Origin of the sequence: Amycolatopsis sp. MtRt-6, assembly GCF_017308975.1 — a bacterium.
In the GTDB taxonomy this organism is placed as follows: Bacteria; Actinomycetota; Actinomycetes; order Mycobacteriales; family Pseudonocardiaceae; genus Amycolatopsis.
Window position 1 is genome coordinate 1 of sequence record NZ_JADWPD010000049.1, and the last position, 23,783, is coordinate 23,783.

Below are 23,783 nucleotides of genomic sequence, written 5' to 3' on the forward strand. Positions count from 1 at the left end.
CGCCGCCGACGCGGCGACCGCCGCCGGTGCCGCCGCGGTGAACGCCGCGTCCGCGGCCGGTTCGGCCCGCAGCGCCGGCGCGAACGCCGACGCCGCCGCGGCCGCCGCGAGCGAAGCCGCCGGGTACGCCGGCTCCGCCGGCGCGGAAGCCCAGCGGGCCAGGAACGCGGCAGCCACGGCGAAGCGGAAGGCCGCGGAAGCCAACCGCGCCGCGAACGCCGCGGAGTCGTTCGCCAACCAGGCGGCGAGCGCGGCGGCCGAGGCGTCCCGGGCGGCCCGTTCCGCGGCCGGGCACGCGGAGGCCGCGGCGACGGCCGCCGAAGAGGCGGCCAAGCACGCCGGACAGGCCCAGGACGCGGCCAAGGAAGCCACGCTGCACGCCGAAGCGTCACTTCGCGCGGCTGACGCCGCGACGGCGGCGGCCACCGAGGCCGAACGGATCGAGGCGACCGCCCGGCAGAGCGAGGCCGACCGGCTCGCGAACGACACCGCCGAGGCGATCGGCGCCGCCGAGCAGGCGAAACAGGTGTATGACACGCGAAGAGCCGACGCCGAGTGGGAGGCGGCCGAGGCCGCCCGGCTGGACCAGGAGACCCAGCGGCTGATCGCCGAGGCCGGGGCGCCGGACACGCCGGTCGCCACCCAGGTGGCGAACGGGCGCAAGATCGCGATCCAGCTGCGCAAGACCGGTGGTTCGTGGACGAAGGAGGCCGCGGAATCGGCACTGGCCGGGGCGGACGCCGACGTGCTGTCGTACGTGCGGACCCAGCGTCAGGTCGCGGCCGAGCAGGACGACCGGGCGCGCGTCGCGTACCTGGCGGACTCGGCGGGCAAGGCGGCGAAGAAGACCGCCGCCGAAACCGCGTTGTTCGGTGCCTACCCCGGTGTCCGGGAGTTCCTGCGCACCCAGTACTACGACGGCAAGGTGGCCGACGACCGGGTTCGCGTCGGCCAGATCATGAGCACCGGCGGCCCCGCCACGAAGGACGCCGCGCAGCAGGCGCTGAACGGCACCCCCGCGGACGTCGAGCAGTTCCTCGCCACCGGGCAGTACGCGGCGGCCGAACACGACGACCGGATCGCCGTGGGCCGGGTCATCAGCACCGGCGGACCGAACGTCAAGGCCGCCGGGCAGGTCGCCCTGTCCGGGCCGCCGTCGTTCCTGCGGATCTTCCTCCAGGTCGGGCAGTACAAGGCCCAGCGGCTCGACCACGACGCGGCGACCCACGCCGCCCAGATCCGGCGCTACGTCGCGGAAGCGGCGCGGCTGGCGGCCGAAGCCCGGGCGAGTGCCGCCGAGGCGGCGCGGGCGGCCGCGGTGGCCCGCAACGCCGCCGGCGAGGCGCAGGCCTTCGCCGACCAGGCGAAGCGGGCGGCCGAGGAAGCCAAGGGTGCCGCGGAGCGGGCCGCGCAGTCCGCCCGTGAGGCACAGGAGTCGGCGGACGCGGCCGCGCGCTCGGCCCAGCAGGCCCGTGACGCGGCGAACTCGGCACAGAGCTCCGCGCGGTCGGCCGAACAGTCGGCCGCCGAGGCGTCGTCGTCCGCGGCGCGGGCCCGGGTCTACGCCGCCGAGGCGCAGGATTCGGCGGACCAGGCCCGTGCTTCGGCCCTCGCCGCCAAGAAATCGGCCGACGAAGCCGCGCAGGCGGCGGCGGACGCGTTGAAGATCTACGCGGACAAGCGCGACGCGGAGGCGAAGGCCCAGCGCGAAAACCCGGTGCCGGTGCCCCAGGAACCGACGGGGGAGGCCGATCCGGTCGTGCCCGAGGAGATGGTCCTCGAGGGCGGGATGTCGCTCGCCGATCTCGCCGGCCTGCTGATCGACATCGCGAGCATGTTCGACCCGACGCCGGTGACCAACGTCGGCTCCGGCTTGATGAGCCTGTTCAACGGCGACTGGGCCGGCGTGGGGATGTCGGTCGTCGGGGCCATCCCGGGGCTCGGCGCGGGAGCGGACCTGGCCAAGGCCGCGCGCCGGATCGAAAAGGCGTTCGTGAACCTCGCGCCCTACCTGGGGCGGCCGGGATTCCTGGAGAACGTCGCGCACAACCTGAAGGGCCTCTCGCCCGAGCACGCGAACCGCGCGCTCGGCGTGATGAACGCCATGCAGCGGGACGCGGAGAAGTTCCTCAGCGGCAAGGGACCGGAGTACCTCCGGGCCCTCAAGGACGCCCGGCTGCCGACGATGGGGCCGATCCGGTTCGTGCCGCCGAAGAACTTCAACCCGGCCAAGCCCAAGCGCAACGGGATGTACGAGGACGCCTACGGCAACGGCTGGAAGTGGGACCCGAACAAGTCCGAATGGGACGTCCAGATCAGAAATGGCGATGGTAAGATGGACTACTTCGCCAAGGATCAAGGGCACGCGAATATCTCGCCTGAAGGACGTGTAACGCACAAATGAGGTTTTCCACATCGGACGTCGTGGCGAATATCCTGATCGGCGTCGAAACCGAGGAATTCGCCACGGCGGCCGGTGTGTCCGCGTCGCTGGCCGGGAAGTTCGGGGCCTCGGCGCTGGAGATCCGGCGCGCCGACCCGGAAGGCGGCCGGAAGGGCTTCACCGTTTCCCTCTTCCTTTCCTGTCCCGTGGCCGAGGCGGAGACCACCGGCGAGGCGTTGCGGCGAGCGGTGCTGCCGGTGGCCCTCGAGTACCGCCTCGACCTCGCCGCCCTCGAAGTCCACGGTGACCCGGACGCGGGCGGCTACGCCGACCTGCCGTTCGGCGAGCAGGAGTCCGACGGCTACGTCGTCTACGGGCTGCTGGCCGTACCCGGGGGCGGCGAAACGCGGGTCGCGACCTACGTGACCCGCCCCGACTTCACCCCCCGGGCGGACTCGGACCTCGTTTCGCGGGTACACCTGCGGGTCCCGGTGGCCGACCCGGGGCAGGCGCTCGAGCGGTACCGGCCGGTCGCCGAAGCAACGCGGGCGTCGACGGTCCAGATCGTTTCGGCGCGGGCGGCCGGCTCGGCGGCGGAGTACTGCGAGATCGCGCTGCTCTCGGCCTTCCCCGCGCTCGACGGCGAGGACGCCGAGGCGGGGCAGCGGCGGGTGGCCGGGATGCTCGCCGACCGGCTGGACGCCGTCCCGGGTGGCCACCTCGAATCAGTGGCGGTGCGGGTCGAGGACGATCCGCTCTACGAGGATTGAGACCTGGACGGGATGTCCGCCGCTCAGGTGTTCGGCCTGCTCGGCGGGCTCCTTGCGCCGGTGTGCGGTGCCGTGGCGATCTCGCGGATCCGGAAACGGCGGCAGCGGGGGCTCGTGCTCGTCGTCTGCGGGGCTGGTGGTCCCGCCGGGGAACGGCTGCCCGAGGGGGTGGCGCACGGTCTCGACCTCGCCGTCGGCGACTGCTTCTGGGCGCCGGCCGCCTCGGGGGAGGCCGACGTGTTCCGGAGGCCGTGCGCGGCGGGGCACACCGGTGAGGCCTTCGAAGTGCTCCCGCTGGGGGAGGGGCCGATGCCGGACATCCTCGAGCTCTACCGGAACACCCTGGCCCGCTGCGAAGCCGGCGCCGGCTCGATACCCGGCGTCCGCGTGCAGGTCATGACGCCGACGTCGGCGAGCTGGGCCGGGGGCAAGCACCGGGCGGTCTGTTACTACCACTTCGCCGCGGAGAAGACCGGGCCCGTGCGATGAAGACGCTCAGGCTGCCGGCCGACTACGACTGTTGGGCGCTGTGCCTGTCCACGACGTCGGGAACGGAAACGTCGACCCGGTCGAAGCCACTCCCCGAACTCAGGACTCCGCCGGTTTCGTCCACGCCACCTGGACCAGCCCGGTCCCGTGCCGCCGCGACACCAGCGTCCCCCGCCCCGGCGGCTGCGGTGACGGCTTCACGTCCGCCAGCAACGCCCCTTCGTCCTTCGTCCCCGACATGATCAACCCCGGTGAGCCCAGCTCCCGCAGCCGCTGGAGCACCGGCTCGAACAACGCCCTTCCCGCCCCACCGGAACCACGCACGATGATCAAGTGCAGGCCGATGTCCCGGGCCTGCGGCAGGAACTCCAGCAACGGTTGCAACGGGTTCCGCCCGACCGTCGCCACCAGCTCGTAGTCGTCCACCAGCACGAACAGCTCCGGTCCGCGCCACCAGGACCTGTTGCGCAGCTGATCCGGTGTCACCGATGGCCCCGGCAGGCGGTTCCGCATCGCCTGGGCGCACTCCGCGATCAGGTCCGTCAGCTTGCCCTCGGCCCCCGCGTAGCCCAGCAGGTGCGGCTCGGCCACCGCGCCCAGCAGACCCCGCCGGTAATCCGCCACGATGATCGCCGCCTCCTCCGGCGTGTACGCCGACGTGATCCCCGTGGCGATCGCTCGCAGCAGCGACGACTTGCCCGACTCCACGTCGCCGAACGCCACGAAGTGCGGGTCCGCCGCGAAGTCCAGGTGCACCGGGCGCAACGTCGATTCCGCGATGCCCAAGGTGACCTGCCGCGAAGGAGCAGCAGGCAGCGTGTCCAACGGCACCTCGGGTGGCAGCAGCCGGACCTGCGGGGCACGCGGCCCCTGCCACGCCTCCGAAATCCGGCGCACCAGGTCGACGCCGCCCGCGCCGACCGTCTCCGGGCGCTGGTCGGTGTCGATGCGGGGCAGGGCCGCCAGGAAGTGGAGTTTCTCCGCCGTGATGCCGCGGCCCGGGCGGTCGGCCGGGACGTTGGCCGCCACCTTGCGGTCGATCGACGAATCCATCGGGTCGCCCAGGCGCAGCTCGAACCGGGTGCCGATCGCGTCGCGCAGCTGGGCGCGGACGCCGATCCACTGGTTGAGCGAGACGATCACGTGGATGCCGAAGCCGAGCCCGCGCGCCGCCAGCCCGGTGATCTGCTCTTCCAGCTGCTCGTACTCCTGGCGGATCGTGGTCCAGTTGTCCACGAACAGGAACACGTCGCCGAACTCGCGCTCGTCCGTGCTCTCCGTGTACTCGCCGCGGCGGGCGCGGAACGCCGCCATCGACTCGATCCCCTGTGCCGCGAAGAACTCCTCGCGCTGCTCCAGCAACGTCGTCAGCTCGGCGACGACCCGGCGGCAGCGCTGCGCGTCCCGTCGGGTCGCGTAACCCGACACGTGCGGCAGGCCGGCGATCGGCGCCAGCGCGCCGCCACCCATGTCCAGTACGAACAACTGGACTTCGGCCGGCGTGTGCGTCAGCGCGAGCATGCCCGCGATGTCCTTCATCAGCGTCGACTTCCCGCTCTGCGGCGCGCCGACGATCAGCGCGTGCCCCGCGGCACCGGAGAAGTCGGCCCACAGCAGGTCGCGGCGCTGCTCGAACGGCTTGTCCACCAGCGCCACCGGGATCGTCAGCTTCCCGTTGCCGCCCCAGCCGAGCGGGCACAGGCCGCGCGCCGCGTCCTCGCCGAGCGGGGGCAGCAGCTGGTCCAGCGTCGGCGGTTCGTTCAGCGGCGGCAGCCAGATCTGGTGCGCGGCCGGGCCGCGGCCCGCCAGGCGTGACAGCATCGCGCCGATGATCGTTTCGCCGGTGCCGCCCTCCTCCGAAGGCGCCGGGGAGATTTCCGTCGTCACCGGGATTTCCGCCGGGGCCAGGGAAAACGGCAGGACACCCAGCTCCTGGCCGTCCTCGCGCACGACCGTGCTCCGCGGCGGCAGCTCCCCGGAGACGTAGGCCGCCTTGAGCCGGACCAGGGTCTCGGTGTCGGACTTCAGGTACGCCGACCCCGGCACCGGCGGCAGGTGGTAGGCGTCCGCGACCCCCAGCACCGCGCGGCTTTCCGCGGCGGAGAACGTCCGCAGCCCGATCCGGTACGACAGGTGCGAGTCGAGCCCGCGCAGCCGGCCCTCCTCCAGCCGCTGCGACGCCAGCAGCAGGTGAATCCCCAGCGAGCGCCCGAGCCGGCCGATCGCGACGAACAGGTCGATGAACTCCGGGCGCGAGGACAGCAGCTCGCTGAACTCGTCGATGATCACCAGCAGCGACGGCAGCGGTTCGAGCGGCGCGCCGTCCGCGCGGGCCTTCTCGTAGTCCCGCACCGACGCGTAGTTCCCGGCCGCGTGCAGCAGTTCCTGGCGCCGCAGCAGCTCGCCGTTCAACGCATCCGCCATCCGGTCGACCAGCGCGAGGTCGTCGGACAGGTTGGTGATGACGGCGCACGTGTGCGGCAGCCCCGTCATCCCGGCGAAGGTCGCGCCGCCCTTGAAGTCGATGAGCGCCAGGTTGAGCGTCTCCGACGAGTGCGTCACGGCCAGCGCCGTCACCAGCGTCCGCAGCAGCTCGCTCTTGCCGGACCCGGTCGCGCCGATGACCAGCCCGTGCGGGCCCATCCCGCCTTCGGCCGACTCCTTGAGGTCCAGCTCGACCGGGCGGCCTTCCGGGTTGACACCCAGCGGGATCCGCAGCCGGTCGCGGGCCGCGCGCGGGGCCCAGGTCACCGTCGTGTCGGTGTCGCGCGGGTCGCCGATGCCGAGCAGCCCGGCCAGCCCGAACGTGGTGGACATCGGTTTCTCGCCGACGACCGCGGCGGCGGTGTGCAGCGGCGTCAGCATCCGCGCCAGCGCCTCCGCGGCGCCGCGGTCGAGGGTGTCCGGGCGGCCGAGGAAGCCGAGCCGCGACTCGCCGCCGTCGCTGACGACCATGCCGAGCGACTCCGGCGCGGTGTGCAGGCTCAGCAGCTTCTCGGTCGATGACGCCCGCGGGTGCTCCGGCCCGGCCTCGATGACGGTGACGCCGAGCCTGCCGTCCTCGCCGATCAGCCGGGGCTCGCCGTGGGCGGTCCCGCCGTCGACGACGACCACGAGGTGGGGCAGGTCGAGTTCGGCCGCCGCGCGCCTGCTGAACGCGGGGCGTTCGCCCAGGTCGGCGCCCAGCAGCTCGGCGAGCCCGGCCGCGGTGTCCGCGGCGAGCCGTTTCGCGCCGACGGCGTCGGCCGCGCCGGCCGCCGTCGCGTGCGGCAGCCACTTGAGCCATTCCCAGTCGTGCTGCCGGTCCGGCGACACGCAGACCGCGATCCGCAGGTCCGCGGGGGAGTGGAAGGTGACGAGCTGGCACAGCAGCGCCCGGACCAGGCCGAGCACGTCGGGCCGCCGTCCGGCCACGGTGACGGCGGCGAACGACCGCAGCGACAGCGCGACCGGCAGGCCGTCCACCGTCGAGTAGGTGCGGATGAAGTGCTTGAGGCTGGTCGACGACACCGGGTCCAGGTCCTCCAGCGGCACGGTCTGCGGCGCCTTCAGCGGCGTCGCGAGCCGCTGTGGCCCGGTGCCCGCGCGCACCTGCGCGAACTGCGGCTCGGCCCGCCGCCGGTCCCACAGCTTGCCGGTCTCGACGTAGGCCCACAGGTCGGCCGGGTCGGGCTGGACGGCGATCATGGCCGCGCGCTGGCCGTCGGCGATGTCGCGGACCTGGGTGCGGAGCCCGGAGAGGTACCGCTGGTAGTCGCGGCGTTCGTCGTTGATCTGCGCCTTCTTCGCCATCCCGCCGCGGCCCAGCGACATCACGACCATGCCGCCCATGGCACAGATGAAGAGCGCGCCGAAGATCCACGTCATCACGCCGCCGTCGCGTCCGATGTAGACGAACGACATCGCACCCATGCCGAGCATCATCGGCAGGAACATCATCAGCTGCATCATCCCGCCGGACGAGCCCTTCGGGAGCATCGGCGGCGACTGCAGCACGATCTCGGACGGACGCTCGGGCGAGAGGCTCATGCGGCAATGCTCCAGCGGATCGGGGCGGCTCTGACCGGTATTTTGGCCACTTGCCGCGCGCGCACGGTGGGTACTTTTGCCGTCCGCCCGCTTCCGGGGCCGAACTTACGCTCGGGATCGGCAAGCCACCCCGGAAGGAGACCCATGGCCGGCGAGTACCGGGCTGAGCCCGAGGCGATGCGCTCCGCCGTGGGCAACGTCGGGGGCATCATCGCCCACGGCATCAACGCCGTGGCCGACCTCGAACGGCTCGTCGTGCAGCCGATGTCGTTCGCGACGTTCGGCAGCGCGGTCGCCGCCGCGAACGCGGCCCTGCACTCCAGCCAGATCACCGCCGTCCGCACGCTGCTGCAGCTGCTCCAGCAGGTCAACGGGCTCGTCAAGGCCAGCGCCGACGCCTACCAGGCGGCCGACCAGGACGTCGCCTCCGGTTACGGCGGCGGGCACGCGCCGAGCGGCACCGCGGCGTCGATCTGGGGCAGCTCGCACGCCTCCGAGCTCGCCACGCTGGCCATCAACGACAGCGCGGGCGCCCACGGCGAGCCGTCGTCGGTCGGGAACGTGCTGCGCTACCTGGGGGACGCGCGGCTGGGCAGGCTCGGCGACCACCCGATCACCGACACGCGCTTCCACGGCGTCGCCGACTTCAACGACTGGCTCGCCGGCGACGCCGACAACCAGGCGCGCGTCGGGCTGATCGAGGTCTACGCCGGCACCGCGCGCACCTTCTCCGACGTGCCCGGCGGCGTGCACAGCGGTGACGTCGTGGTCGTCGAGCCGCTGCTGTTCTCCGACCGCGAGCCGGTCATCGGCGTCGCCGGCGACGGTGGCCGCCTCTACAACCACGGGCTGCTCGACGCCCGCACCGGCGGGCTGGCGAAGGTCAGCGTCTACCGGCCCGCCTCCGTCGTCTGATCGTCCGCCCCTCGAACTCCGTCGCACTCAAGGACTCTGTGAGGACCGATGCTGACTTTCCCGAACTCCAGCGCGATGGACGCGACCGCGTCCTCGGGCGGGCCGATCACCATCCTGCCGCAGATCGTCACCGGCCAGCCGGAACAGATCGCGAAGCACGTGGTGGACCTGGTCAGAAAGGCCGAGCAGTTCCTCTCGATGTACAACGACCTGACCAAGGCCGCCGACCAGCTCGGCAAGATCTGGTCGGGGGCGGCGAGCGAGTCGGCGCTGAAGAAGATCAACGACTCCCTCGAGCAGCTGACGAAGATCATCACCGTCGTCCAGAAGGGCGCCGAGCTGCTCGGCGTCTCCGGCACGCTGATCAAGACCGCGCAGGAGGCCTACCGCGCGGTCGTCGCCGCGGTGAACCCGACGGTCGCCGCGCTGATGTCGAACTGGTGGACCTACGGGGCCGCGGTCGCTTTGTCGACCGCGACGAGCGCGTCGCTGCGGGCGTTCATCACCGCGATCGGCGCGCTGCTCAAGGCGCTCGGCGCGGTCGATCTCGCCCAGCAGGTCACCACGCTCGCGCAGGTCATCGGCCAGATCGAGAAGCTCTTCCACCACGGCTCCGGCAGCTCGGGCGCGACGACGCCGTCGATCGGGAACACCCCGGTCACCGCGCCGCAGACCCCGCCGCCGGTGGCGAGCCCGTCGGGGCAGCAGGCGGTGGCGGGCGGGAGCGGCGGGGGGATCCCGCAGCAGCCCTCGTTCACTGACTACACCCCGCCCGCGCTCGCCACCGGCGGCGGTTCCAGCGGTGCCGCCACCCCGGCGAACAGCTGGATCCCCATCGACCGCCCGGCGACGACGCCGTCGATCCCGGCCCCGGCGCCCGCTCCGGCGCCCCTGCCCGCCCCGGCGGCCGGGCACGCGGACGAGGTCGTCATCCGGACCAACCTGACCACCGGCGAGTCCACTGTGGAGGCTCCGGGTGGCCAGGACTTCGACCTCGACATCAGCATGGACTACAACGGCAAGCACTTCAGCCAGCACGTCGACTACGACGCGGCCGGGAACTAGCCGATGGGCGGGGCGGTGGACGCGTCCGGCGTGGTCAGCTCCGTGCTGTCCGGGTACCGGCGCGTGCTCGTCGAGTGCCAACGCTGCGTCACCGGCGATCCCGGCGCGCTGACCGCGGCCTCGCGGCGAGTCGCCGGCCGGGCGGCGGCCGTTTCGGGCCGGGCGCGGGAAATCGACGAGTCCGCGAAGACCCTGCACGCGGACTGGGACGGCGACGCCTACACGGCGTTCGCGACGGCCTCCGCCGAACTCGGCAACGAACTCGCGGACACCGCCGCGAAGCTCGGCGACCAGGCGAATCGGCTCGCCACAGCGGCGCGGCTCGTGCAGTCCGCCGAGGCCGCCGTCGCCTCGGTGCTCGCCCAGTTCGACCAGTACGCCGCCCAGCTGACCGCCCAGGCCCGCGCGGTGAACTCCGCCGCGGTGGGGGCGTTCATCCAGGCCGCGCGGCAGCTCGGCGAACAGAGCGTCGCGGCGGCCCGCCAGGTGGTCGACGAGTTCTCCGACGCGCTCGCCGAGCTGTTCCCGCCCGAAGGCGTCGGACGGCTCGAGCACGAGCTCGGCAAGTGGGCGCGCGGCCCGCTGCACTGGCTCAACGGCGAGCCCATGGACGGCCGGAAGCGGCCGCGGACCGTGCCCTCGTGGTTCGGCAACTCCGGCTGGAAGAAGCTCACCTGGGACGGCCTCGAAGGCACCCGCGCGCCGAAGAAGGCCGACACGCCGTTCGGGCAGCCGGAACCCGAAGGCGTCAAGGAAAAGCTCGCCCGCAACACCGAAATCACTTACTACAAGTTCCAGCACGAGCAGGACGGCTGGTCCCCGGGCTACGACGGCAAGATCACGTCGAAGGGCTGGGACGCCTCCGCGGCCGGGCACGCGGAACTCGCGGCGCTGCACGGCGAAGCCGAGGCCAAGAAGGCGTGGGGCGTCGCCGAAGCGCACGCCAAGGGCACGGTGTTCGCCGGCGGCGAGGTCAGCGCGTCCGGCACGATCGGCGCGCACGGCGTCGGCGCGCACGCGAACGCTTTCGTGGGCGGGAAGGTCGAGGGCGAGGTCGCCGCGGACGTCGCCGGCATCGGCGTCGGCGCGAACGGCACGCTGCAGTACGGGCTCGGCGCGCAGCTCGACGCCCAGGCAGTCTACGACGCCGGGCACCTCAAGGTCAGCTTCAAGGCGGGCGCGGCGCTCGGCCTCGGCCTGGGTGTCGGCGCGAAGATCGACATCGACCTGCCGAAGCTCGGCCACACGATCGGCGAGTACGGCGGCGCGGCCGTCGACGCGGTCAGCCACGCGGCTTCGGACGCGGCCGACGCCGTCGGCTCCGCTTGGGACGACGCCGTCGCGTACGTGGGGCTGTGATGACGCTTCCCCTCGACTTCGTGATCCCGGACGGCTGGACCGCCGTCGACCCGGGCGGCTCGGGCGCGGTGTTCGTCGCCGTGCACGACGCCGCACCGGGCGAGTTCGTCCCGAACATCACCGTGAGCGTGCAGCAGCGGCCGGACGACACGACTCTCGACGCCATCGCCGACGAAGCCGTCGAACGGCTTTCGCGGACGCTGGCCGGGATCGAGCTGCTGAGCCGCCGCGATGTCGGCGACCCGGCCGCCCCCGCCGTCACGCAGCTGCTGCGCCTGCGCACCGGCGAAGGCACCGAGCTGATCCAGACCCAGGTGCACCTGACGGTCCCCGGCGCCACGCCGGTGGAGCGGCTGGTGCTGGAGCTCGTCTGCACGGCCGCGCCCGCGACCGCCCGGCGGCTCGCACCCGGATTCCAGCGGTTCGTGGCGAGCGTCCACGTCCGCCAGCACGAAGGGAAGCAACAGTGACCGATCCGTACGCGGTGCCCGACATGGACGAGCTCCTCGCCCAGGTGCGCAAGCAGACCGAAGAGGTCCAGCGGATCCAGCGCACGGTCGAGGCGATGGAGGTCAAGGCGCACTCGCGGCAGAACGAGGTCACCGTCACCCTCCGCGGCGACGGCCGCTTCACCTCGATCGACATCGACCCCCGCGCGATCCGCGAGTACGACGCCCGCAACCTCTCGGAGATCGTCCTGGAGGCGGTGAACGCCGGGCTGCAGAAGCTCGCCGAGGCCTCGAGCGCCAAGTTCGCGCCGGTCATCGCGGCCGCGAAAGACGTCTGATGACGGCGTCTTTGACCGGGACGACCCGCCGGGTCACGGTGGTCACGCCGCGGGCCCGCGTCGACGTCGCCCTGCCCCAGCAGTCGACGTTCGCCGAGCTGGTGCCGCAGCTCGTGCGGCTGGCCGGCGCCTCCGGGCAGGCGTCGGCCGAGCACCCCGGCTGGGTGCTGTCGAGGCTGGGCGGCGCGCCACTGGCGCTGGGCCTGAGCGTCGCCGCCGCCCAGATCCGGGACGGCGAAGTGCTGCACCTGACCCCGCGGGAGCGCCCGCGGGGTCCGCTGCTGTTCGACGACGTCGTCGACTCGATCGCCGGTGTCGCCGACACCTCCGGCGGCTGGGGCCCCGCGGTGGCCCGGCGGTCCGGGCTGGTCGCGGCGGTCGTGCTGCTGCTGGCGGGCGGCTTGCTGGTGCAGGCGGCGGCGTCGGGCAGCGTCCTGGCCCCGATCGGGACGGGGCTGCTGGCGTTGGTGCTGCTGCTCGGCGGCGGCGCGCTGAGCCGCGCGTACGGCGACGCCGAGGCGGGCGCGGCCGGTTCGCTGGCCGGCGTCGGCGTGGCGCTGCTGGCCGGGATGTCGGTGCTGCCACCGCATCCGCTGTTTTCCCTGTCGGCAGGACCGCTGGCCGCGGGCTTCGCGGCGGTGACGGTGTACGGCGTGCTGGCGGCGGTCTCGGTGGCGGATCGCCTGCCGTGGTTCGTGGCGATCACGGGCGCGGCGGGCTTCGGCGCGGTGACGACCGGGGTCGTGCTCCTGGCCGGCGTCTCCGCTGCTTCGGCCGCGGCGGTGGTGGCAGTGCTGGCTACGGCATTGGCGGCGGTGGCCCCGATGCTGGCGTTGCGCCTGGCCCGGCTGCCGCTGCCCCGGGTGCCGGACGACATGGCGGCGTTCCGCGCGGACGAACAGCCGTCGCTGGGCACGGAGATGATCGGCCGGACGTCCCGGGCGCAGGCGGTCCTGACGGGACTGCTGGTGGCGCTGGGTCTGGTGGTGCTGGCCGGTGCGGTGGTGCTCGCTTCCGGCGGTCCGTGGGAAGCCGGGCTGGCCGGTTTGCTCGGCCTGGCGTGGATCCTGCGGTCGCGCTCGTACGCGGGCCGGGCGCAACGGCTGGTGCTGGTGGGCTTCGGCGTCCCGGCGCTGGTGTGCGCGGGGGTGTGGCTGGTCGCCTCGGGCAACCGCACGGCGGTGTTCGCGGCCGGGTGCGCGGTCGTCCTGGCGGCGGTCGTCTGCCTGGTGTACGCGACGCGGGTGGCGCGCGGACTGCGTTCGCCCTACTGGTCACGGCTGCTGGACGTGACGGAGTTCCTGGTGCTGCTGTCACTGGTGCCGGTGGTCGGCATGATCGCCGGGGTGTACGAAGCCGTTCGCGGCTGACCGCGCTCAGCGCTTCGTCTCGTACCTGGTCGCCAGCACCCCGCCGGGGAACATCCGCGTGTCCACCAGGTCCAGGTCCACCTGGCCGGCCATCGCGGAGAAGAACGGCGTGCCGCCGCCCACCAGCACCGGATGGGTGACGATCTCGTACTCGTCGACCAGCCCGGCCCGCATGGCGGCGGCGCCGAGCGCCGCCCCGCCGACCCGCATCGGCTCGCCGTCCCCGGCCTTGAGCCGGGTGATCTCCTCGACCGCGTCACCGGTGACCACCCGGGTGTTCCAGCCGGCCTCGCCGATCGTCGAGGAGAACACCACCTTCGGCGTGTCCCGCCAGTTCCGCGCGAACTCGGCCTGCGCCGGGGTGGCGTCCGGCTGCCGGTCGCCGGTCGGCCAGTAGGCGCTCATGGTCTCCCACAGCTTTCGCCCGTACAGGAACAGGCCGATGGCCCGCTCCCGGTCCAGCCACCACTGGAACAGCTCGTCGCTGCGCACGCTCCAGGCGATGTCGCCGTCCGGCGCGGCGATGTAGCCGTCCAGGGACAGGTTCATGCCGTAGACCAGTTTCCGCATGGTGCCAGGCCTTTCCGTACCGTCGATGGTTTCGACTGAAAGTTACTTGACTGTGCCACAAGGACACTGTTAAGACTCGTTCGGGAGCGCTCCCAGGCTGTTCGCCAGTCGACTCCAGGGAGATGCCATGACACCACGTCGAGACCGGTCCGAGAACGCGGGATGGCCGCTGAGCCGGCGGACCGTGCTGGCGGCGGGCGCCGCACTGCCGGTGCTGGCGGTGGGAACACCGGCCGCGGCGGCCACCACCGTGGTCGTCGAGCCGTCGAACGTGCAGCAGACGATCCTGGGCTTCGGCGGGATGAACCACACCGCCTGGATCAGCGACCTCACCGCCGCCCAGCGTGAGACGGCGTTCGGCAACGGCGCGAACCAGCTGGGGTTCACCGTGCTGCGCATCCCCGTCCACGAGAACCGCGCCAACTGGAGCCGCGAGGTCGCCACGGCCCGGCGGGCGAGCGAGCTCGGGGCCAAGGTCATCGCCTCGCCGTGGAACCCGCCTGCCTCGATGACCGAAAGCTTCTCCGGCGGCAAGCGGCTGAAGTACGGTTCCTACGGCGCCTATGCCCAGCACCTGAACGACTTCACCGCGTTCATGGCGGGCAACGGCGTGAACCTGTACGGCATCTCGGTCCAGAACGAGCCGGACTACGCGCACGACTGGACAGCGTGGACGGCCGCCGAGATCGTCCGGTTCCTGCGCGAGAACGCCGGCTCGCTCACCACCCGCGTCATCGCGCCCGAGTCGTTCCAGTACCGCAAGAACATGTCCGACCCGATCCTCAACGACCCTGTTGCACTGGCCAATGTGGACATTCTCGGCGCGCACCTCTACGGCACCCCGTCCGGGAGCCTGCCCTACCCGCTCTTCCAGCAGAAGGGCGGCGGCAAGGAGCTGTGGATGACGGAGGTGTACCACCCCAACAGCACCGATTCGGCCGACCTGTGGCCGCAGGCGCTCGACGTCGGCGAGCACATCCACCGCGCGTTGGTGGACGGCCGGTTCCAGACCTATGTGTGGTGGTACATCCGCCGGTCGTACGGGCCGATGCGCGAGGATGGGCAGATCAGCAAGCGGGGGGCCTGCATGGCGCACTTCGCCAAGTGGGTCCGGCCTGGTTATCAACGGGTCACCGCTACCGCGAACCCGCAGGCCAATGTTTATGTCTCGGCGTTCAAGAGCGGGGCTCGGGTTGTTCTTGTTGCCGTCAACAAGAACACCGCGGCGGCCGACCTCGCGGTCACGATCCGGGGCACCGGTTCCGCGACCGCCCCGACCTGGGTGACCAGTGCTGGTGCGACGCTCGCGCGCTCCACCGACGTCACCGTCTCGAATGGAGCGTTCAACGCTCAGCTGCCTGCGCGCAGCATTCGGACGTTCGTCGTGAACTGAATCAGCCGTCCAGGGCGAGGGGGAGGGTGCGGCGCACGCCGGCGCCGTGGCGGCCGTGCAGCGGGATCACCGAGGGAGGCACGGGAACCGGCGCACCCGCCCGTGCCCCCACCCGGATCGTCACCTCCGCCTTCTCCTTGCCGCCCGGGGTCCTCGTCAGCGTGTACGACGTCGCCGTGAACACCGCGCCCGGGACCGCCAGGTCCAGTACCCGCGGTGACCGTGGGCGGAAGCACGCCTGGGCCGCTGTTCCCCACGTCCACGACTTCCACCGGTCGGGAGCGCCGGAAGGCGGCCCTTGGACGCCCAGTGCCACCCGCAGCTCCTTGGCCAGCTCGCCGGCCTCCAGGACCGTGCTCTGGTAGCCGGCCTCGGCCAGTGTGCCCATCAGGCTCAACGCCGCCGATGCCGTGCTCCGCAGTGCGCCGAGGTCGCCGCCGCCGCGGGCCAGTGCGGCTATCGGGGCCTCGTCCGGGCGGTAGCGGACCGCCAGCCAGCGCACCCTCAGCACCTGGTCGCCGCGCGGGATCGCCCATGTCAGCAACTGGGCCGACGCCAACGGGATGTCCGTCCGCCGGTAGGCCGCGTGCAGGGCGTCCACTATCGGTCCCGGCGCGCCCGGCCCGGGCGTCAGCCGCACCAGTGCGCTCCAGCCGCCGTCGATCTCCGCGACGCCGAAGCGGTTGCCCGCGCGGTCGACGTGCTGGCGGACCTTCACCGGCCCGGCCACGCAGTGCAGCGGGTCCGGGCTGTCGCGGCGGGTGTCGTGACGGCGCAACCGGAAGCCCGTCCACGTCAGCGCCCAGCCCGCCAGGTGCCGGCCCGCGAAGCGCACCGACGTCAGCAGCACCACCAACCCCGCGGCCACGCTCACGCCGATCCGCGCCGGCTGCGTGACGCCGTCGACGAGCCACGCGAGCAGCACGGCGATCGCGGCGATCTCCCACAGCGCGGCCTGCAGCGGCCGGATCGGCAGCAGCCACGGCAGCGGCGCCGACGCGGGCCGAGACGGTGCCGGGCGGACAGCGGTATCGACGGACACGGGCTCCCCTTTCCCCGGCCCTCGACGCTACTGCCTGCCCGGATACCGCGTGGGCGTAAAAATTACCCTCGCCGCCCCCTGATCCGGTGCCTAGCATCGGCTGCTCGGAGGGTCGACGCACACAGCCGGGGGCACAGCAGCGTGTGGACGCAGCGGGACCAGATCCAGGCGTACCAGTTCCTCCGCCGCAGGCTCGTTTCCGCGCTCGTCGCCGCCGACGCCAACCACCCCGTCTCGCCGAGCCGGCGGCTCGTGCTCGGCACCGTCCTCGGCGTCGTGGCCGCCCTGCTGATCACCGCCGTCTTCGGCATCATCGGCCTGCTGAACCCCTCCGGTGGCAAGGACTGGCTGGCCGGCGGCAAGGTGATCGTCGAAGAAGGGACCGGCGCGCGGTTCGTGCTCGGCGCCGACGGTGTGCTGCACCCGGTGCTCAACTACGCGTCCGCGCGGCTGCTGGCCGGCGGCACCGGCGACGCGACCGTGACCGTCTCGCCGGCCAACCTCGGCAAGGCGGGCCGTGGCAACCAGATCGGCATTCCCGGCGCCCCGGATTCCCTTCCGCTGAAGACCGCGCTCGTGACGACGCCGTGGACGAGCTGCAGCCGGACCACCCGGGACGCGCCCGCGTCGGCCGAGCCGCGCACCGCCGTCCTGCTGGCCGCGCCCGCCTCCGGCGTCGAGCTGCCGCGGGACCAGGGTGTGATCGCGCGGCTGCCGCAGGGGGAACGGTTCCTGCTCGCCGGCGGCCGCCGCTACCGGCTGAGCGACGAAGCCGCGACCGCGCTGCAGTTCGACAGCTACCCGGCGATCGCGGTGTCGTCGCGGTGGCTCGACACCGTCCCGGCCGGGCGCGACCTCACCGCGCTGCCGGTCGACGGCGCCGGTGACCCGGGGCCCGCGGTGGGGGGCCGCGGCACCCGCGTCGGCGAAGTCCTCGCCGTCGTCGACGCGCTGGCCGCGCCGGGCACCGCCGCGTCGTACTACCTGGTCCGCCGGGATGGCCTGGAGCCGGTCGGGCAGACCGAGGCGAGCCTGCTGGTGACGACGGAGGCCAACGCCGCCGCCTACCCCGGGCCGCCCGCGCCGGTGGAGGTCCGCGCCGCCGACGTCGCCGCGGTCGCGAAGGTCGGCGCGTCGCGGGCCGGCGGTGCCGATCCGGCCGCCTACCCGGACCGCATCCCGGGCAAGGCGCCGATCACCGGGAACTCCGTGGCGCTGTGCGTTCAGGGCAGCCGGTTGCTCGTTTCGGCCGAATTTCCGCTTCCCGTTGGTGCCCAGGCAATCCAGGTCGCCACCCGGACCGAAGCAAGGGTGGCGGACGAGGTGTTCGTGCCTCCCTCGGGGGGAGCCGTCGTCGTCGAAGCCGGTTCGGTCACCACGTACCTCGTGACCGACACGGGCCGGAAGTACCCGGTGGTGAACGCGCAGGCCTTGGCCTCGCTCGGCTATGGAGGCGTAGCCGCACCGCCGGTCGCAGGTAGTTTGCTGGCATTGGTGCCGACGGGCCCCGCGCTGGACCCGGCCACGGCCGGGCGGCCGGCTCCGTCGGGTGGAACGGGGTGAAAGTCGTGCACATGACAGAAGAGCGTCCGACCGAGGGTGAACTGGGCCAGGGGCGGGTCCGGGTCGCGGTCATCGAAGACCACCCGCTGTACCGCGTCTCCGTCGAACGCGTGCTGGCCGAAGCCGACTTCGTCGAGCTGGGCGCGGTCGTCGATTCGGTCGCCCGGTTCCACGTGCACCGGCAGCCGCCGGGCAGCGTGGTCCTGCTCGACCTGGGCCTGCCGGGCGTCGCGGGGGCGGCGGCCGTGCTGGAGGTGTGCGAGCTCGGGCACCACGTGCTCGTGGTTTCCGCGCAGGCGGAACCGGAGGTCGTGCTGGGAGCGATCGCGGCGGGGGCGCGCGGGTTCCTGTCGAAGGACGTCGACGCCGACGAGCTGCTGATCGCGATCAAGACGGTGGCCGGCGGCGGCGCGTACGTCTCGGCTGTGGTCGCCGGGATGATCATGAAGGACAACGCCGACCGGCCCGCCGTGGGCGCCGAAGCCGAGCTGTCCCCGCGCGAGGAGCAGGTGCTGCGGCTGGTGGCGGCGGGGGAGCGGGACGTCGACATCGCGCTGATCCTCGGCATCGGCGTCCGGACGGTCCGCGGCTACCTGGACCGCATCCGCGACAAGACGGGGGAACGGCGGCGGCCGGGCCTGGTCAAGGAGGCCATCCGGCGTGGCCTGATCGGCGAGGCCGGTCCCCGGCGCGGCGGCCGCAAATGAGCGGGCGCATCTCCGTCGGCGTGATCGAGGACCACCCGCTCTACCGGTACGCGCTGACCCGCGTGCTGACCGAGGCACCGGACATCGAGCTGGGCGCGGTGGCGGACTCGGTGGCCCGGTTCGCGGTGCAGGACCAGCCGGCGGGCAGCGTCGTCGTCCTCGACCTCAAGCTGCGCGGTGTCCAGGACGCGGCCGCGGTCCTGGAAGTGGGGCAGATGGGGCACAAGGTGCTGGTGGTGTCCGCGCACGCGGAACAGCCGGAGGTCCTCGGCGCGATGCAGGCGGGCGCGAAGGGCTTCCTGTCCAAGGACGTCGACAGTGACGAGCTGCTGCGCGCGATCCGCACGATCGCCGACGACAACGCGTACGTGTCACCGACCCTGGCCGGGATGATCATCCAGGACAGCGAGGAACGGCACGCGGGCCCGAAGATCGTGTTGTCGGAGCGGGAAAAGCAGGTGCTCCGCCTGGTGGCGGCGGGGGAGCGGGACGTCGACGTCGCGGAGATCCTGAACATCAGCGTCCGCACGGTCCGGTCGTACCTGGACCGCATCCGCGACAAGACCGGCGAACGGCGACGCGCGGGCTTCGTGCGCGTCGCCATCCGCGAAGGCCTGCTCCGCTAGCGCCCCGGCCCCAAGCGCCCCAATGTGGCCTTCGGTGCGTTGAACGCACCGAAGGCCGCCTTGGGTGCGTTGGACGCAACCAAGGCCACATTGGGGCGCTAGAGGCGCCGGTTGGCCAGGGCCCCCGTGGCGGCGCGGGCCTTGGCCGACACCGCCGGATCCACGTCCACCAGCAGCCTCTCCGGCGCCGCTCCGGCTTGGGCGACGACCCGGCCGAAGCCGTCCGCGACCAGCGAATACCCGATCCCCGTCGGCGCCTTCGGGTTGACCGTGACGCCCGTCGCCGCGGGGTCGGCCTGGCCGCAGGCCAGCACCCAGCAGCCCGAGTCCAGCGCCCGCGCCCGCACCAGGACCTCCCACTGCTCGCGCTTGCCCTCGCCGGCGCCCCAGGACGCCGGCAGCAGCACGACGTCGGCGCCGTCGTCGGCCAGTGCGCGGAACAGCTCCGGGAACCGCACGTCGTAGCAGGTCGCGACGCCGTGGACGACGCCGTCCAGCTCGAACGTCATCGGCGTGGTACCCGGCGCCACCGTGTCGGACTCGGCGAACCCGAACGCGTCGTAGAGGTGGATCTTGTCGTAGCCGCGGTGGTGCCCGCCGCCGGTGATCAGCAGCGTGTTGCGCACGCGACCCGCGTCCGCCGGGGTGAACATGCCGGCGACCACCACCACGTCGTGCTCCGCGGCGATGGCGGCCACCGCCGACGCCCACCCGCCGTCGAGCGGCTCCGCGACCGGTTCCAGCGGCCGCCCGAACCGCGCCATCGCCGCCTCCGGGAACACGACGATCCGCGCGCCGTCCGCCGCCGCGGCTTCGACGCCTTCGCGAACGAGCTTCAGGTTCGCCTCCGGATCGTCACCCGAGTTGACCTGGCACAACGCGATTCGCGCCACCGCTGCCTCCTGCATGCTGGGATCGGCCGTCACCGGGGAGTATCGCTGAAAACCCGCTGGGCGTGACCTCGTACCCTGGTGGTCATGTTGAACCGCACCGACCTGCGTGGGCAGGTCCCGACCGCCGCCGAACTGCGCGCCACGCTCCCTCGCGCCGAATACGACGTGGACGCGGCGCTGCATCACGTGCGCCCGGTGGTCGAGGCGGTCCGTGACCGCGGTGTCGAAGCCGTCCTCGAGTACACCGAGCGGTTCGACCAGGTCCGCCCGGCCGCCGTGCGGGTGCCGCGTGCCGCGTTGATGCAGGCCCTGCGGGAGCTGGACCCGGCCGTGCGCGCGGCGCTGGAGGAGTCGATCACCCGCGCCCGGAAGGTGCACGCCGAGCAGCGCCGCACCGACGTCACGACCACCGTCGTCGAGGGCGGCACGGTCACCGAGAAGTGGGTGCCGGTCGAGCGCGTCGGGCTGTACGCGCCGGGCGGGCTGGCGGTGTACCCGTCGACCGTGGTGATGAACGTCGTCCCGGCGCAGATCGCCGGCGTCGGCTCGCTGGTCGTCTGCTCGCCGCCGCAGGCCGCGTTCGACGGCCTGCCGCACCCGACCATCCTCGCCGCGGCCGAGCTGCTCGGCGTCGACGAGGTGTGGGCGGCGGGCGGCGCGCAGGCCGTCGCGTTGCTGGCGTACGGCGGCACGGACACCGACGGCGCCGAGCTGGCCCCGGTCGACGTCGTCACCGGGCCGGGCAACATCTACCTCACCGCGGCCAAGCGCCTCCTGCGCGGCCTGATCGGCATCGACGCCGAGGCGGGGCCGACCGAGATCGCCATCCTCGCCGACGAGACGGCCGACCCGGTGCACGTCGCCGCCGACCTGATCAGCCAGGCCGAGCACGACCCGCTGGCCGCGAGCGTGCTGGTGACGACGTCGCCCGAGCTGGCCGACGCCGTCGACAAGGAGCTGACCGGCCGCGTCGCCGCGACGAAGCACAGCTCGCGGGTCGCCGAAGCCCTGTCCGGCAAGCAGTCCGGCGTCATCCTGGTGTCCACAGTGGACGAGGGGCTGCGCGTCGTCGACGCCTACGCCGCCGAGCACCTGGAGATCCAGACGGCGGACGCGCGTTCGGTGGCGGCCCGGGTCCGCAACGCGGGCGCGATCTTCGTCGGCGCGTACGCCCCGGTGTCGCTCGGCGACTACTGCGCCGGGTCCAACCACGTGCTGCCCACCGGCGGGTTCGCCCGCCACTCCTCGGGCCTGTCCGTGCAGAGCTTCCTCAAGGGCATCCACGTCGTGGACTACTCCGAGGAGGCGCTGCGCGAGGTCGCCGGCCGCGTCGTCGCGCTGGCCGACGCCGAGGACCTGCCCGCGCACGGCGAGGCCGTCGCCGCGCGCTTCGGAGGTTCGGTCCGATGACGATCGGCGAAGAGGTCACTCTGGACCAGCTGCCGCTGCGGGACGACCTGCGCGGCAAGTCGCCGTACGGGGCGCCGCAGCTGGACGTCCCGGTCCGGCTGAACACGAACGAGAACCCGTACCCGCCGCCGCCCGCGCTGGTCGCGGACGTGGCGGAGGCGGTGCGCGCGGAGGCGGCTGAACTGCACCGCTACCCCGACCGCGACGCGGTGGGGCTGCGGCAGGACCTGGCCGACTACCTGAGCGTGTCGACGCGGGTGGTGCTGTCGGAGGCGAACGTCTGGGCCGCCAACGGGTCCAACGAGGTGCTGCAGCAGATCCTGCAGGCGTTCGGCGGGCCGGGGCGCAGCGCGCTGGGCTTCGAGCCGTCGTACTCGATGCACCCGATCATCGCGTCGGGCACCCGCACCGAGTGGGTTCCGGCCCCGCGCCGCGACGACTTCACGCTCGACACGGCCGCGGCGGCCGCTCTCGTTCGCTCGAAGCGGCCGGACATCGTGTTCGTCACCAGCCCGAACAACCCGACGGGCGGGTCGATCCCGCTCGACGAGCTGCGCTCGTTGCTCGACGCGGCCACCGGCATGGTGGTCGTCGACGAGGCGTACGCGGAGTTCTCGTCGCAGCCGAGCGCGGTCTCTTTGCTGGCGGACTACCCGGCGTCGTTGATCGTGTCGCGCACGATGAGCAAGGCGTTCGCCTTCGCGGGCGGCCGGCTCGGCTACCTGGCGGCGGCGCCGGCGGTGGTCGACGCGCTGCAGCTGGTGCGCCTGCCGTACCACCTGTCGCGGCTGACGCAGGCGGCGGCGCGGGCGGCGCTGCGGCACGCGGACGCCACTTTGGACAGTGTGCACAAGCTGGCCGCGGAGCGCGACCGCGTCGTGGAAGCGCTGGCGGGCCTGGGTTACGACCCGGTGCCGAGCGACTCGAACTTCGTCCTCTTCGGACGGTTCGCGTCCCCGTCGGCGGCCTGGCAGTCCTATTTGGATCGCGGGGTGCTGATCCGCGACCCGGGCATCCCCGGTCACCTGCGCGTGAGCATCGGCACCCCGGAAGAGAACGACGCCTTCCTCGAGGCGAGTAAGGAAGTCTCGCGATGACCCGCATCGGCAAGGTCGAACGGACCACCAAGGAGTCCTCGATCGCCGTCCAGCTGGACCTGGACGGAACGGGCGAGGTCGAGATCTCGACCGGCGTCCCGTTCTACGACCACATGCTGACGGCGTTCGGCGTCCACGGCTCCCTGGACCTCAAGATCGAGGCCACGGGCGACGTCCACATCGACGCCCACCACACGGTGGAGGACACGGCGATCGTGCTGGGCCAGGCGATCCGCCAGGCCCTGGGCGACAAGAGCGGCATCCGCCGCTTTGGCGACGCCTGGATCCCGATGGACGAGACGCTGGCCCACGCGGCCATCGACGTCTCCGGGCGGCCGTACTGCGTCCATGTGGGCGAGCCGGAGCAGTTCACCACGTTCACGATCGGCGGCAACTACCCGTTCGTGCTGACCCGGCACGTGTTCGACTCGCTGGCGTTCCACGCGCAGATCGCGTTGCACGTGCGGGTGATCCACGGCCGCGACCCGCACCACATCGCGGAGGCGGAGTACAAGGCGGTGGCCCGGGCGCTGCGCGCGGCCACCGAGCCGGACCCGCGCGCGGGCGGCATCCCCTCGACGAAGGGCGTCCTCTAAACCTCGTACCCGGTCCCTGGCGTGGCGACCGCGTCGGTTCCGGCGCGGCCGGCTGCCTCGGCCGGCTCGAGGAACGGGCCGATGTGGGTGAGCACGAGCTTCCCCGCGGCGTGGGCGGCGCGGGCCGCGTCCTCCGGGGTCAGGTGCACCGGCGACGGCGTCGGCACGTCGGCCTCGCACAGGAAGAGGTCGGCGCCGCCGGCCAGTTCGGTGAGTGCCGCGCACGGGCCCGTGTCGCCGGAATAGGCCAGCACCCGGGCGCCGTCGGTGACGCGGACGCCGAACGCCGGGAAGCCGTGCTCGACCGCCCTGGTGGCCAGGGTGAGGCCGTCGACCTCGGCGAAGTGACCGTCGTGCAGCTCGTGCACGGCGAAGGCCTGCCCGATCGGCGCCGGCCCGGTGTTGCTCAGGAACGCACCGAGCCGTTCGCCGATCCCCGGCGGCCCGTAGAGCGGCATCGGCTTCGCGGGCCGCAGCTCGGCGAAGAGCAGCGCGTAGACGGCGGGCAGCAGGTCGGCGACGTGGTCGGCGTGCAGGTGCGAAATCCAGATGGCGTCGACGTCGGTGAGCGCGGTGTGCTCCTGAAGCGCGGCGAGGGTGCCGGGGCCGGCGTCGAGCCAGACGGTCGCTCCGCCGCCGCGTACCAGGTAGCCGGAACACGGCTCGCCGGGCCGCGGATAGGGGCTCGCGCTGCCCAGCACGATCAGTTCCATGGGCAT

Annotated in this window: 21 protein-coding genes; 16 read left to right on the top strand and 5 right to left on the bottom strand. The window is 72.8% G+C overall.

Translation table 11 applies throughout. From position 1 onward, the window contains the following. The 3 genes from I4Q55_RS46550 to I4Q55_RS46560 form a co-directional block, all read left to right on the top strand. Positions 1 to 2,404 (top strand): polymorphic toxin type 17 domain-containing protein (locus I4Q55_RS46550; RefSeq protein ID WP_242547957.1); only part of this gene is annotated, 2,404 nt, incomplete at its 5' end. Continuing rightward, a complete protein-coding gene (locus I4Q55_RS46555) occupies positions 2,401 to 3,153 on the top strand; it encodes a hypothetical protein (RefSeq protein WP_206797281.1) in 753 nt (250 codons plus the stop codon). The genes I4Q55_RS46550 and I4Q55_RS46555, both read left to right, overlap by 4 nt. Positions 3,154 to 3,165: 12 nt before the next feature. Then, complete coding sequence (locus I4Q55_RS46560) at positions 3,166 to 3,642, top strand: septum formation family protein (RefSeq protein ID WP_242547958.1); 477 nt, start codon at positions 3,166 to 3,168, stop codon at positions 3,640 to 3,642. 99 nt (positions 3,643 to 3,741) lie between these two features. Here I4Q55_RS46560 and eccCa read toward each other — a convergent pair whose 3' ends face one another. Next, positions 3,742 to 7,671 (bottom strand): type VII secretion protein EccCa, encoded by a 3,930-nt coding sequence (gene eccCa, locus I4Q55_RS46565; RefSeq protein WP_206797282.1) that lies wholly within the window; start codon positions 7,669 to 7,671, stop codon positions 3,742 to 3,744. A gap of 144 nt (positions 7,672 to 7,815) precedes the next feature. Between eccCa and I4Q55_RS46570 the strand changes: the two genes are divergently transcribed. Genes I4Q55_RS46570 through eccD form a run of 6 tightly spaced genes read left to right on the top strand, consistent with a single transcriptional unit; the run spans position 7,816 to position 13,167 of the window. Then, a complete protein-coding gene (locus I4Q55_RS46570; protein WP_206797283.1) occupies positions 7,816 to 8,586 on the top strand; it encodes a WXG100 family type VII secretion target in 771 nt (256 codons plus the stop codon). A gap of 48 nt (positions 8,587 to 8,634) precedes the next feature. Then, positions 8,635 to 9,651, top strand: coding sequence for a WXG100 family type VII secretion target (locus I4Q55_RS46575; protein WP_206797284.1), 1,017 nt, complete (start codon positions 8,635 to 8,637; stop codon positions 9,649 to 9,651). A 3-nt stretch (positions 9,652 to 9,654) separates the two neighbouring features. Continuing rightward, a complete protein-coding gene (locus I4Q55_RS46580) occupies positions 9,655 to 11,010 on the top strand; it encodes a WXG100 family type VII secretion target (RefSeq protein ID WP_206797287.1) in 1,356 nt (451 codons plus the stop codon). Next, on the top strand, positions 11,010 to 11,480 hold the full coding sequence (locus I4Q55_RS46585; protein ID WP_206797288.1) for a hypothetical protein: 471 nt from the start codon (positions 11,010 to 11,012) through the stop codon (positions 11,478 to 11,480). The genes I4Q55_RS46580 and I4Q55_RS46585 overlap by 1 nt, the downstream gene beginning before the upstream one ends. Further along, on the top strand, positions 11,477 to 11,797 hold the full coding sequence (locus I4Q55_RS46590) for a YbaB/EbfC family nucleoid-associated protein (RefSeq protein WP_004558471.1): 321 nt from the start codon (positions 11,477 to 11,479) through the stop codon (positions 11,795 to 11,797). The genes I4Q55_RS46585 and I4Q55_RS46590 overlap by 4 nt, the downstream gene beginning before the upstream one ends. Then, positions 11,797 to 13,167, top strand: a complete 1,371-nt coding sequence (gene eccD, locus I4Q55_RS46595; RefSeq protein ID WP_206797289.1) for a type VII secretion integral membrane protein EccD — start codon at positions 11,797 to 11,799, stop codon at positions 13,165 to 13,167. Before I4Q55_RS46590 ends, eccD begins: the two co-directional genes overlap by 1 nt. Positions 13,168 to 13,173: 6 nt before the next feature. On the opposite strand, the gene I4Q55_RS46600 is transcribed toward eccD, so the two are convergent. After that, the gene (locus I4Q55_RS46600; protein WP_206797290.1) at positions 13,174 to 13,737 is read right to left on the bottom strand and encodes a dihydrofolate reductase family protein; all 564 of its coding nucleotides are present in this window, start codon (positions 13,735 to 13,737) and stop codon (positions 13,174 to 13,176) included. Positions 13,738 to 13,864: 127 nt separating this feature from the next. Between I4Q55_RS46600 and I4Q55_RS46605 the strand changes: the two genes are divergently transcribed. Next, the gene (locus I4Q55_RS46605; RefSeq protein WP_206797291.1) at positions 13,865 to 15,130 is read left to right on the top strand and encodes a glycoside hydrolase family 30 beta sandwich domain-containing protein; all 1,266 of its coding nucleotides are present in this window, start codon (positions 13,865 to 13,867) and stop codon (positions 15,128 to 15,130) included. A gap of 1 nt (position 15,131) precedes the next feature. On the opposite strand, the gene I4Q55_RS46610 is transcribed toward I4Q55_RS46605, so the two are convergent. Continuing rightward, positions 15,132 to 16,172, bottom strand: coding sequence for a type VII secretion protein EccE (locus I4Q55_RS46610; protein WP_206797293.1), 1,041 nt, complete (start codon positions 16,170 to 16,172; stop codon positions 15,132 to 15,134). 141 nt (positions 16,173 to 16,313) lie between these two features. Here I4Q55_RS46610 and eccB point away from each other — a divergent pair, with 141 nt between their 5' ends. Genes eccB through I4Q55_RS46625 form a run of 3 tightly spaced genes read left to right on the top strand, consistent with a single transcriptional unit; the run spans position 16,314 to position 19,068 of the window. Then, a complete protein-coding gene (eccB, locus tag I4Q55_RS46615; protein ID WP_206797294.1) occupies positions 16,314 to 17,735 on the top strand; it encodes a type VII secretion protein EccB in 1,422 nt (473 codons plus the stop codon). 11 nt (positions 17,736 to 17,746) lie between these two features. Beyond that, entirely contained in the window at positions 17,747 to 18,442 is a 696-nt protein-coding gene (locus I4Q55_RS46620; RefSeq protein ID WP_242547959.1) for a response regulator transcription factor, read from the top strand. Then, entirely contained in the window at positions 18,439 to 19,068 is a 630-nt protein-coding gene (locus tag I4Q55_RS46625) for a response regulator transcription factor (protein WP_206797296.1), read from the top strand. Before I4Q55_RS46620 ends, I4Q55_RS46625 begins: the two co-directional genes overlap by 4 nt. Before the next feature lie 98 nt (positions 19,069 to 19,166). Here the strand turns inward: I4Q55_RS46625 and I4Q55_RS46630 are convergent, their stop codons facing one another. Then, positions 19,167 to 19,961 (bottom strand): carbon-nitrogen hydrolase family protein, encoded by a 795-nt coding sequence (locus tag I4Q55_RS46630; RefSeq protein WP_206797297.1) that lies wholly within the window; start codon positions 19,959 to 19,961, stop codon positions 19,167 to 19,169. 84 nt (positions 19,962 to 20,045) lie between these two features. Between I4Q55_RS46630 and hisD the strand changes: the two genes are divergently transcribed. Genes hisD through hisB form a run of 3 tightly spaced genes read left to right on the top strand, consistent with a single transcriptional unit; the run spans position 20,046 to position 23,064 of the window. Beyond that, the gene (gene hisD / locus I4Q55_RS46635; protein WP_206797298.1) at positions 20,046 to 21,371 is read left to right on the top strand and encodes a histidinol dehydrogenase; all 1,326 of its coding nucleotides are present in this window, start codon (positions 20,046 to 20,048) and stop codon (positions 21,369 to 21,371) included. Further along, the gene (locus I4Q55_RS46640) at positions 21,368 to 22,468 is read left to right on the top strand and encodes a histidinol-phosphate transaminase (RefSeq protein ID WP_206797299.1); all 1,101 of its coding nucleotides are present in this window, start codon (positions 21,368 to 21,370) and stop codon (positions 22,466 to 22,468) included. Before hisD ends, I4Q55_RS46640 begins: the two co-directional genes overlap by 4 nt. Beyond that, the gene (gene hisB, locus I4Q55_RS46645) at positions 22,465 to 23,064 is read left to right on the top strand and encodes an imidazoleglycerol-phosphate dehydratase HisB (protein ID WP_206797300.1); all 600 of its coding nucleotides are present in this window, start codon (positions 22,465 to 22,467) and stop codon (positions 23,062 to 23,064) included. The genes I4Q55_RS46640 and hisB overlap by 4 nt, the downstream gene beginning before the upstream one ends. Here the strand turns inward: hisB and I4Q55_RS46650 are convergent. Further along, entirely contained in the window at positions 23,061 to 23,783 is a 723-nt protein-coding gene (locus I4Q55_RS46650; RefSeq protein ID WP_206797302.1) for an MBL fold metallo-hydrolase, read from the bottom strand. The two genes, hisB and I4Q55_RS46650, sit on opposite strands and share 4 nt — an antisense overlap.